This window comes from Clostridium sp. UBA1652 (assembly GCF_002320975.1).
Taxonomy (GTDB): Bacteria; Bacillota; Clostridia; order Clostridiales; family Clostridiaceae; genus Clostridium_T; species Clostridium_T intestinale.
Genome location: NZ_DCLI01000027.1, coordinates 1 through 9,945 on the forward strand (window position 1 = coordinate 1; position 9,945 = coordinate 9,945).

A 9,945-nucleotide genomic window follows, 5' to 3' on the forward strand; every position below is an offset into this window, starting at 1 on the left:
AAGAACTACTTCCCCTCCAAGGATCAAATAGCTGATAGCAAATATGAAAAATAGATATAAATTGTCAGCGTAGGTTTTACTGAAAAATATACCCATAAAAAATATAAGAGCGCCCAAAAACAGTTGAGTAAATTTATTTTTGTTAAAATCAGTGTTAGTACTACTGTGGTCATGATCATGTGACATAAAATTGCCTCCAATTTATGAAACCTTTGTTATAGAAAGGTTCAGGTTTTGAAATTAATAAATTCAGATAAGTAGGTTGACAATATTTAAATTTATTAATTCATTATGATAAGTTTTTTCTTATTTATTAAAAAGTATACCTAATCACCCTTTATTTATATAAAGTGTGATTAGGTATAGGGGAATAGATTAATAATAATGTAGTTGTCTTTTAAAGATTTCATCTTTTTTATAAATACCAGTAGCTACAAGGGTTTTATCTATATTATTTTTATCAATAGCTATTGGATCAACTAGGATTGAGGGAACATTCTTTAATCCGTTATTAATATCCTTAGTAACATCAATCACGCTTCCATTAACTAATTTTATAGCGGTATCAATAGCTGTTTTAGCAAGTTCTCTACTGTCCTTAAAGACAGTCATCAACTGAGTTCTAGCAACTATTCTTTTAATTGCTTCTAAATCAGCATCTTGTCCAGTTACAGCTGTAATACCAGCCAAACCATGTTCACTTAAAGCAGCTATAACAGCACCAGCAATTGCATCATTTGGAGCTAAAATACCATCTATTGTATCTGAAATATTGTTTAAAATATCAGATACAATTATATATGCATTTAGAGGAATCCAGCCCTCAATTATTTTATCTGCTATAACCTTTATTGATCTATTTATAACTAAAGGGGTTATATACTCCATTGCACCTTCTTTGAACTGTTCTCCTTTAGGGGAACCTGATAAGAGAATATAGTTTCCTTTTGGAACATATGTTGTAAGGTATCTTCCTTGAAGTTCGCCTACCCTTATATTGTTAAAACCAACAAAAAAGTCTATATCTGAATTTTTTGCAATTACCTCATAGGAAATCATTTTTATACCTACAGCATGAGCATCTTCCACTAGTTTTTTAGTGTTTTCTTCATCTATTGATGCAATGATTATTATACTGACATTCTCTTTTATCATTTCAGCTACTTGTTCAGCTTGTTTAACTGGATCAAAGTCGAAATAGTCTATTTTTAAGGTAGCTCCCTGAGCATCAGCCTCTTTTTTCATGGCAGTAGCATCCCTAATCCATCTATCTTCTCTTTGATTAGGAAGGGATACTCCTATTAATATTTGCCTAGGGATATTTTGATTAGAATTAAATAGAGCTTCATTATTTAGTGAATATCTAACAGGAACATAAAAAACATCTGGAATTAATACATACATGCGGTTCACCTATTATGTTTAATATACTAATAGTTTATTGTTGTTATTTTATTATAGTTCAATAAAATAGAAATATTATAAAAAAGGTGGTTGAATAAAATCCAACCACCTTAAATATATTAATTGTTTTTCTTAAAATCGATCTTCTGAGTCTCTTTAGTAGTTATTTTTGCACTATAACTGTCTATAAATAACCCATTTTTACTCAAGAAAACTTTTCTCTCTATGATTGTATCCATTAATGAAAGTATCTCTTCATCACTTAGGTTATCCTTAATACCTACAATTGTTAAAGTTGATTTATCGCCGTTTTCTGTAAGGAAAGTTAGTGTCAAAGATTTATCCATAATATTGCCTCCTCTTGTTAATAAATCTTACTTTTTTAAACTTCAATTAATTCTGATAGATCGCTTTCAAGAAATCTACCTGTATTATCAGCTAAAACAGCCTTTATAGCTTTTGCTACAACAAGAAGATCTTCAGGTGTAGCATTAGGATTTAATCCAGAAAAGGTCTTTTTTCTATAGAGTATTTCTCCAGAACTTTTTGTTCCATTCTCAATTTCTAATATTAGTGATTTAGAAACTAAACTTGTTTTTGCAGGCATTTATATCAACTCCTCAGAAATTACTATCAATATAAAATACGCACAATTAAGATATTTTAACAAAGTACAAGTATAAAATTTTAACGAAAAATGTTTAAAGATATATTAAATTGTCTAATGAAAATTATAATTACAGTTGTACAAACGTACAGCTGTACAACTGTACAATTGTACAGAAATACAAAAAATAAAGTGTACAATATTACAAAAATTAAACTGTACAGATGTACAAGTGTACAAATGTACAAATGTACAAAAACTCTTTTAAAAGCATATAGTATTATATAAATATTTTATAGGGGGTTTAAAATGAGTAGAGAAAATGATTTAGAACCAAAAGTTGAAGATGAAAATTTATTAGAAGAAGATATAATAGAAGATTGGGCGGAAATGCAACCATATGATAACATTGAAAGAGAAATCTTTCATAGCACCTTAAATAAAACTACAAAAATAATAAGTAGTGAAACAAAGTTAGAAAAAGAAAATACAGATAAAACTGATATAGTAAATAATATTGAAAAAATGAGAAAGTTGTCTTTCAAAGATGATGTTGAGGTAAGGAGAGCCTTTTCTATTAGAAGTTCATCCTATAGAAAGATGAATGAGCTTAAGAATATACATCCAGATATAAACATTTCATTAAATAGAATAGTGGATGCTGCTTTTAATCATTATTATGAATATATAAAGGGCGGAGGAGAATTTGAGGATTATTAAAGGGATACGTTATTTTTAGTATCCTTTTTAAAATTAAGTTTCTAAAATTTGTATTCATTTTAAGGTAATGTTAAAATTAATTTATGAAAGGGGAGATTGTAAATGGATTATAAATACATACTATTTGACTTAGATGGAACAATAACAGATTCAGGAGTTGGAATAATAAATTCAATTGTATATGCCCTTAAGAAATACGGTATTGAAGTCGAGGACAAGAGCCAATTAAATAAATTCGTAGGGCCGCCTTTAAGTGATTCTTTTGAAAAATACTACGGATTCTCAAAAGAGAAAGCTATAGAGGCAGTAGACTATTATCGTGAATATTATAAAGATAAGGGATTATTTGAGAACTTAATTTATGATGGATTTGAGGATTTAGTGAAAGCACTAAAAGGTAATAATAAAGAGTTAGTTGTAGCAACTTCTAAACCAGAAATATTTGCAAAACAGATATTAGAACATTTTAACTTATCAAAGTATTTTACATATATAGCAGGCAGCACCCTAGATGGGACAAGGGCAAAAAAAGGAGATGTTATTAGACATGCCTTAGAGAGCTGTGAGATAAAGGATCTATCACAAGTAATTATGATAGGGGATAGGGAACATGATGTTATAGGTGCAAAGCAAGTAGGTATAAAATCCATAGGGGTTTTATATGGCTATGGAGATAGGGAAGAACTTGAGGGCGCAGGAGCTGACTTTATAGCTGAAAATGTTATGGATATATTAGACGTTCTTAAGGTATCATAGATTAGTCTCCTTTAGATACCCCTTGAGGAGTTAAGTGAACTTTTTCACCAATCTCTTTAAGTGGGGTTTTGGAGTTGGTTTTTAAGATGTCTATGATTTTCAAATCTATTTCATCAAACATAAAGCTTAAAATCCTTTCATTTTTAAAGTGAAACTAAGGAATTCCTTTCACATTTCAACCTTGATTTAAGATAACATTAGTATAACAAATCTAATAGGATAATTAAATGTAAAGGTGGAGTGAATATGAAAAAAGCATTATTAGTGATCGATGTGCAAAATGAATATTTTACAGGTAAATTAAAGGTTACTTATCCTCATAACAGTCTTAAAAATATATTAAAGGTTATGGATTATGCTAAAGCTAATAAGATTCTTGTTATAGGTGTTCAGCATACCTCTCTTTCTGGAGATACCTTTATTAAAAATACAAATGAGTGGGAGATACACCCTAAGGTTCTTGAGAAGTCTTTTGATTATATTATTGAAAAAAACAAACCAAGCAGTTTCCATGAAACCAATTTAGAAGAGGTTCTTAAAAAAGAAAATGTAACTGAAGTTATTATTTCAGGATATATGACTCAGATGTGCTGTGATACGACAGCAAGAGAAGCCTTTCATAAAGGATATAGAGTTGATTTTTTATCAGATGCTACTGGGACTATAGATGTAAAAAATAAGGTTGGAAGTATAAGTAGTAAAGAGTGGATGAGGGGTAATTAATATTAATTTAGAAAGTGAGATTATTTAAAAATATCATTCTGTAATATGAGCTATAGCTCTTGCAATAATGTACTATATGACTTTAATTTTAAGATGTATAATTTATAAAAATACTTACAAAGGAGTTTCTTTTATGAATATTACATTTTTTTTTATATACTGCATTATTGTTACAGTTACACCTGGATATACAAATATTGGCATATTATCTACAGTAAATAATTTCGGCACGAAAAAAGCGATTGAATATACATATGGAGCAACCATAGCATTTGCTTTATTACTTACCATTTCATCTGTTTTAAATACTATGCTTGTATCGGTAATACCTAAGATTTTGCCTATTATGCAGATAATAGGGAGCAGTTATATTGCTTATCTTGCTTACCAAATATATAAAATGGATACCTCAAAAACAATTGAAAAACAGAATGTTACATTTATGTCTGGATTTCTTATTCAGTTTATCAAACCAAAGGTTATACTATTTACAATGACAGTAATTCCAAGCTTTGTTATGCCATACTACACAAAACTATCTACTTTAATGATATTTGTTGTATGTATAACAATTATAGGATTTATGGCATTTATTACTGTGTTGTCAGCAAGTATGTCAAATTTTAGATATAAGAAGCATGCTCACAAGGAATATGCAATGGGGTAACCTTTCGTGGTATTCAGCAGTATAATTTAAATGGAAGTGTTCAATCATCCTATAAAAATGGCGTTATTCTTTTTAATCCAGAACAACCTCATGACGGAATGGCACATGATGAGTCAGGTATTGATTATGTTATGCTATATATTGAGCCAAAATTATTTTTAAAAAATTATTGAAAAAGGGATATAGTGACTTTTGATTCTCCTATTGTATAGGATTATAGGCTTGAACAAAGAATATTAAGCCTTTCAAATGCAATATTAAAAGAGAAGGATGAAGCATTATGTAGTGAATTACTTTTATCTCTTGCAGATAGCTTTGCTCAAAATGATCTTTGTAGAAGTTATAAGAAAGATAATGCTTTAGTTATAAAAGCAAAGGATATGATTTCTTGTAATTCAAAAGATGTATTAAGACTTGATGATATCTGTAAAGAGCTTGAAATGTCAAAGTTTAAGTTTATAAGATTATTTAAAGAAAACACTGGAATCTCACCATATCAGTATTTTCTTAACTATAAGGTAGAGCTTTCAAAGAAGTTAATAGAGAAACATAGAGATGTTTATTCAGCTGTTGTAGAGTGCGGGTTTGTTGATTTAACTCATTTAAATAAACACTTTAAAAGAATAAAGTAAATGATATTTTTAGATACCGTATAATTCAGAAGTGAGTTTGCGGTGTTTTTTATTTTTGAAATTCAAAAGTGCTACAAGAAATCTCTAAATACTAATATGTAGAATAACATCTTCTGTTATTCTACATCAATAACTATATTATGGTTATATTGGTTATTGGTTTGGAAAAGTGCCATTAGGACGAATTAATGCGAGTGTATACGAGCTTGGTGAAATACATGATAACGCATCGGCGGCAATTGAAATAGCAAGGGATTAGAAGGTAAAAACTGTAACAGCAATTTTAAGAAAAAAAGTCTAGTTCTGAATGGTGACTAGACTTTTTTGATAGGCAGAGGTTCGACTGCCATATGATTACAGAATCATTGTATATATCTTAGAATAAACTACGTTGAATTTCTTCCAAGAACATCTTTGCAGCTTTTGTAAATATCTGATACTTTTTCCAGACAAGATAGAGCCCTGTTTCCACCCTTGGCTCCAATGGACGAAAGCAGAGATTGCTATCTCCTGAAGTATTCACTAGCTTATCAAAGGTAAAAGCATAGCCAAGACCAGCCTCTACCATCATTGCAGGTGTCGTTATGAGATTAAAAGTGGAAACGATATTCAGATTTTTGGAATCGTCTCCTAACCAGCCAGAAAGAACATTTCCATCCACTTGCTGATGGGCACATAGAACCGGCTGATTCTTTATGTCATCTGGACAAATGGAGTTAAGCTTTGCCAAAGGGCTATCCTTTCGCATCAAGACCCCAAAGATATCATTTATCGGAAGCTTTAGATAATCATATTTTTGCAAATCTACTGGTGCAACCAGAACTCCGAAATCAAGTAATCCTTTATTAAGCTGATCCGTTACCTCTATGGTACTGCCACTGAAAATATTATATTGAATCTGTGGATGAGTTTCTCTCAGTGATAGCATGGCATCACCAATAAGCCTCATGGCATTAGTCTCAGCTGCACCTATGTGAATCACACCGCTAACCATTTCATCAAAGGAGGAAAGGGCTGTTTCTGTTCTTTCCACTAATTCAATAATTTCTTTTGCTCTTTTGCGAAGAAACATCCCTTCTTCTGTCAGTGTAATTTTTCTACTGCCTCTTTCAAATAACTTTCTGCCTACCTCTTCCTCAAGTTCGGTAAGCTGTCTTGAAAGATTCGGCTGAGTAGTACGTAAAACTTCAGCGGCTTTTGTTATACTTTCTTCCTGTGCAACTGCAAGAAAATATTTTAAAATACGAATATCCATAGTAAGCCTCCTGTATTAGTATACTGTACACAAAGTCTAATAATCTTTGTGTCATCACTATTGTTAGTATACTATAGGAATCCATAATTAAAAAGCATGGTAAGGCATAAAATATAAGTATTTGTAATTTTATTTTTTTGAGGCATAATAAATATATAAGAGATTTGAATTTAGAGGAGGAGAAAAAATGAACAGCTTTATTTATGATATTCCAGTGAAAGTATATTTTGGAAAAAATCAATTAGGACATCTTGGTGAAGAACTTGCTAAGTATGGAAAACGTGTTTTATTGACTTATGGCGGCGGTTCAATTAAGAAATCAGGATTATATGACGCCGTAGTAGAAGAAATTAAAAAAAGCGGCTTAGAACTCCATGAGTTATCTGGAATTGAGCCTAACCCTAGAATTGATTCTGTACGTGTGGGAGCTAATATCTGTAAAGAAAAAAACATAGATGTATTGCTTGCTGTAGGGGGTGGATCTACTATAGATGCAACAAAATGGATGGCAGCAGGAGCATGTGTTGAGCATGATCCCTGGGATTTCTTCAGTAAATGGGCACCTGTAGAAAAAGCATTACCTATTATAACAGTGTTAACTCTATCAGCAACAGGTTCTGAAATGGATAATGGAGGAGTTATCAGTAATCTTGAAACAAAAGATAAAATTGGCCGTGGGGAAAAACCCCTATTACCAAAGGTTTCTTTTTTAGATCCTACTAACACATATACCGTAAGCTCTTACCAAACAGCATGTGGTGCAGCAGATATAATGAGTCATATCATGGAAGTCTATTTTAATATGGAACAGGATTTATATATGTTGGACTGTTTTATGGAACAAATGATGAAAACAATTATTAAATATACACCAATTGCTATGAAGGAACCTGACAATTATGAAGCAAGAGCTAACTTGATGTGGACATCTTCCTGGGCAATCAATGGGTTTGTTAATGGAGGAAAACAACTAGCTTGGAGCTGTCATCCTATGGAACATGAATTATCAGCAATCTATGATATTACGCATGGATTAGGATTAGCTATTTTGACACCAAGATGGTTAAAATACTGTCTGGATGAAACAACTGTATCTAAATATGTTCAATTTGGTGTTAATGTATTTGGAATTGATTCATCCTTAGATCCAATGACAATTGCTAATAAAGCTATTGAGAAATTATCAGATTTCTTATTTAATACATTACAATTAGATGATACCTTTACAAAAGTAGGGATTGAAGTAAAGGATTTCCCTATTATGGCTAAAAAATCTTGTGGAAACAGTGTTTTACCAGGGTTCAAACCACTAACTCAAGCAGATATTGAGAAAATATTTGAAATGTGTGTATAGAGAGTATTAAGTTTAGGGGAGAGAAGATGAAAATAAAAAGAATTATATTATGTTTTTTAATGATTATACTGGTATCATTTGGAGCTTCTTTAACACTTAAAGCAGCGGTTGGTGTGGGTGCTTGGGATGCATTAGCTCTAACAGGAAGTTCAATAACTGGAATTCAAGTTGGTACAGTAGGAATGATACTTAATTTTCTATGTATTTTTATTGAGTTGGTAATACTAAGAAAAGATTTTAAGCTTAAACATGCTTTACAAATTGTTCTTTGTTTTATTATTGGATATACAGTGAATTTCTTTTTCTATGATGTATTAGGTGGAATTAATTTATCAAACTATTTTGTTAGAGTTACTGTCTTAATCATAGGATATGTTATCAATGCCTTTACAGTTGCAGTGATTATGTTATTGGATGTTGTGACGTTTGCCTTAGAAGGTGCTTGCAAAGCAATATCTGATAAAACAAAGATTCTGTTTCATAATTTTAGACAGGGTGTAGATGTTGCATTCATTGTTATTACAATTATTATGGCATTTGTATTTAATGTTCCGTTGTCTGTAAGAGAAGGTACTGTTATAGGAATGATTATTTTTGGACCAATAATGGGAATATTCATGAAACTATTAAAACCAATATTCCAAAAATATGATTTGACTGACTATAATTAAACCAGTGCGTATCATTAGTTTAATCATAAACTTTATATAGTAATTATGCCTCTATATTTGGCTGTAGAAAGAGTTAAATGAATGGAAAATCTTAAGGGGTGAAAGTATGGAATATGAAATATTAAATAACGGTATAAAAATACCAAGAATAGGTTTTGGAGTTTATCAAGTATCATCAAATATTGCAGGAAGATGTGTAATAGATGCTTTAAGTAGTGGATATAGACACATTGATACGGCTAGAAATTATGATAATGAAAGAGAAGTTGGTAATGCTATTAAGAAATGTGGAATCACAAGAGAAGAGATTTTTCTAACAACAAAAATATATGGAGCCTACAGTTATAGAGAAGCTTGTGGATATATTGATGAAGCGTTAAATAAATTACAAACAGATTATATTGATCTTTTATTATTTCATTGGCCATCTGGCAATATTGTAGAGACTTATAGAGCTATGGAAGACTATTATAAAGCCGGTAAATTAAAAGCAATAGGTTTATCTAATTTTTATGGAAAAGATTTTAAGAAAATAATTAGTAACTGTGAAATAACTCCAATGGTTAATCAAGTTGAAGCTCATGTGTTTATGCAACAAAAGCATTTTAAAGAAGAAATGGATAAATACAATATAAGATTAGAAGCATGGTCACCATTAGCATGTGGAAAAAATAATATTTTTAATAATAAGATATTAAAAATAATTGCTGATAATCATAATAAATCAGTGGCACAAGTTGCATTAAGATTTTTATATCAGAAAGATATATTAATAATCCCTAAAACAGTAAATATTCAAAGAATGAAAGAAAATTTAGATATATTAGACTTCGAATTAAGTCATAATGAAGTTAAAGAAATAGAAAAATTAGATACCGAAAAAAGTTTATTCGGTTGGTACTAATTGAAGAAGACAAACGAATAGATGAGTAGTAAGGGAAAATAATAAGGAGATTGTCTTGTACAACCTCCTTTAAATTTCTCTTTTCTACTATAAGAGCCTTTGCCTTTTTTAGCTTTTTGAATTCCAGTGCCTCTTGATACCTCTTTATTGTGAGAATGAATGTCTTCAATTGGAGTTTTCACATAGCCGCCTTTTATTACTATTTTTTCTGGTTTTTTATTTTTCATAGCTTATCACCTTGTATAATGAACA

16 protein-coding genes are annotated in these 9,945 nt (G+C 30.5%); 9 read left to right on the forward strand and 7 right to left on the reverse strand.

The window, feature by feature from the left end; genetic code table 11:
- The 4 genes from B3N22_RS04430 to B3N22_RS04445 all read right to left on the reverse strand — a co-directional run.
- Positions 1-186 (reverse strand): hypothetical protein (locus B3N22_RS04430; protein WP_286905169.1); only part of this gene is annotated, 186 nt, incomplete at its 3' end.
- Between the two features lie 189 nt (positions 187-375).
- Positions 376-1,404 carry a sugar ABC transporter substrate-binding protein gene (locus tag B3N22_RS04435; protein WP_286905170.1) on the reverse strand — a complete coding sequence of 343 codons (1,029 nt, stop codon included), beginning with the start codon at positions 1,402-1,404 and terminating at the stop codon, positions 376-378.
- Between the two features lie 119 nt (positions 1,405-1,523).
- Complete coding sequence (locus tag B3N22_RS04440; RefSeq protein ID WP_286905171.1) at positions 1,524-1,751, reverse strand: DUF2922 domain-containing protein; 228 nt, start codon at positions 1,749-1,751, stop codon at positions 1,524-1,526.
- Between the two features lie 35 nt (positions 1,752-1,786).
- A complete protein-coding gene (locus B3N22_RS04445; RefSeq protein ID WP_286905172.1) occupies positions 1,787-2,011 on the reverse strand; it encodes a DUF1659 domain-containing protein in 225 nt (74 codons plus the stop codon).
- Between the two features lie 309 nt (positions 2,012-2,320).
- Here B3N22_RS04445 and B3N22_RS04450 point away from each other — a divergent pair, with 309 nt between their 5' ends.
- Together B3N22_RS04450 and B3N22_RS04455 are read left to right on the forward strand one after the other, a co-directional pair.
- Positions 2,321-2,731 carry a hypothetical protein gene (locus B3N22_RS04450; RefSeq protein ID WP_286905173.1) on the forward strand — a complete coding sequence of 137 codons (411 nt, stop codon included), beginning with the start codon at positions 2,321-2,323 and terminating at the stop codon, positions 2,729-2,731.
- 102 nt (positions 2,732-2,833) lie between these two features.
- Positions 2,834-3,487 (forward strand): HAD family hydrolase, encoded by a 654-nt coding sequence (locus tag B3N22_RS04455; RefSeq protein ID WP_286905174.1) that lies wholly within the window; start codon positions 2,834-2,836, stop codon positions 3,485-3,487.
- Between the two features lies 1 nt (position 3,488).
- Here B3N22_RS04455 and B3N22_RS04460 read toward each other — a convergent pair whose 3' ends face one another.
- Positions 3,489-3,608 carry an AsnC family protein gene (locus tag B3N22_RS04460; protein ID WP_286905175.1) on the reverse strand — a complete coding sequence of 40 codons (120 nt, stop codon included), beginning with the start codon at positions 3,606-3,608 and terminating at the stop codon, positions 3,489-3,491.
- A 125-nt stretch (positions 3,609-3,733) separates the two neighbouring features.
- Between B3N22_RS04460 and B3N22_RS04465 the strand changes: the two genes are divergently transcribed.
- The 4 genes from B3N22_RS04465 (at position 3,734) to B3N22_RS04480 (ending at position 5,509) form a co-directional block, all read left to right on the forward strand.
- On the forward strand, positions 3,734-4,210 hold the full coding sequence (locus tag B3N22_RS04465; RefSeq protein WP_286905176.1) for a cysteine hydrolase family protein: 477 nt from the start codon (positions 3,734-3,736) through the stop codon (positions 4,208-4,210).
- Between the two features lie 133 nt (positions 4,211-4,343).
- Complete coding sequence (locus B3N22_RS04470) at positions 4,344-4,877, forward strand: LysE family translocator (RefSeq protein ID WP_286905177.1); 534 nt, start codon at positions 4,344-4,346, stop codon at positions 4,875-4,877.
- Positions 4,878-4,888: 11 nt separating this feature from the next.
- Positions 4,889-5,050 carry an AraC family ligand binding domain-containing protein gene (locus B3N22_RS04475; RefSeq protein WP_286905183.1) on the forward strand — a complete coding sequence of 54 codons (162 nt, stop codon included), beginning with the start codon at positions 4,889-4,891 and terminating at the stop codon, positions 5,048-5,050.
- A gap of 207 nt (positions 5,051-5,257) precedes the next feature.
- Positions 5,258-5,509, forward strand: a complete 252-nt coding sequence (locus B3N22_RS04480; protein WP_286905178.1) for a helix-turn-helix domain-containing protein — start codon at positions 5,258-5,260, stop codon at positions 5,507-5,509.
- A gap of 376 nt (positions 5,510-5,885) precedes the next feature.
- Here the strand turns inward: B3N22_RS04480 and B3N22_RS04485 are convergent, their stop codons facing one another.
- Positions 5,886-6,764, reverse strand: coding sequence for a LysR family transcriptional regulator (locus B3N22_RS04485; RefSeq protein ID WP_286905179.1), 879 nt, complete (start codon positions 6,762-6,764; stop codon positions 5,886-5,888).
- A gap of 187 nt (positions 6,765-6,951) precedes the next feature.
- On the opposite strand from B3N22_RS04485, the gene B3N22_RS04490 reads away from it, so the two are divergent.
- The 3 genes from B3N22_RS04490 to B3N22_RS04500 all read left to right on the forward strand — a co-directional run bounded on the left by B3N22_RS04490 (position 6,952) and on the right by B3N22_RS04500 (position 9,693).
- A complete protein-coding gene (locus B3N22_RS04490; protein ID WP_286905180.1) occupies positions 6,952-8,118 on the forward strand; it encodes an iron-containing alcohol dehydrogenase in 1,167 nt (388 codons plus the stop codon).
- Between the two features lie 26 nt (positions 8,119-8,144).
- A complete protein-coding gene (locus tag B3N22_RS04495; protein ID WP_286905181.1) occupies positions 8,145-8,789 on the forward strand; it encodes a YczE/YyaS/YitT family protein in 645 nt (214 codons plus the stop codon).
- A 106-nt stretch (positions 8,790-8,895) separates the two neighbouring features.
- Positions 8,896-9,693, forward strand: coding sequence for an aldo/keto reductase (locus B3N22_RS04500; protein WP_286905182.1), 798 nt, complete (start codon positions 8,896-8,898; stop codon positions 9,691-9,693).
- On the opposite strand, the gene B3N22_RS04505 is transcribed toward B3N22_RS04500, so the two are convergent.
- Positions 9,690-9,920 carry a hypothetical protein gene (locus tag B3N22_RS04505; protein WP_238902469.1) on the reverse strand — a complete coding sequence of 77 codons (231 nt, stop codon included), beginning with the start codon at positions 9,918-9,920 and terminating at the stop codon, positions 9,690-9,692. The two genes, B3N22_RS04500 and B3N22_RS04505, sit on opposite strands and share 4 nt — an antisense overlap.
- Positions 9,921-9,945 lie beyond the last annotated feature (25 nt).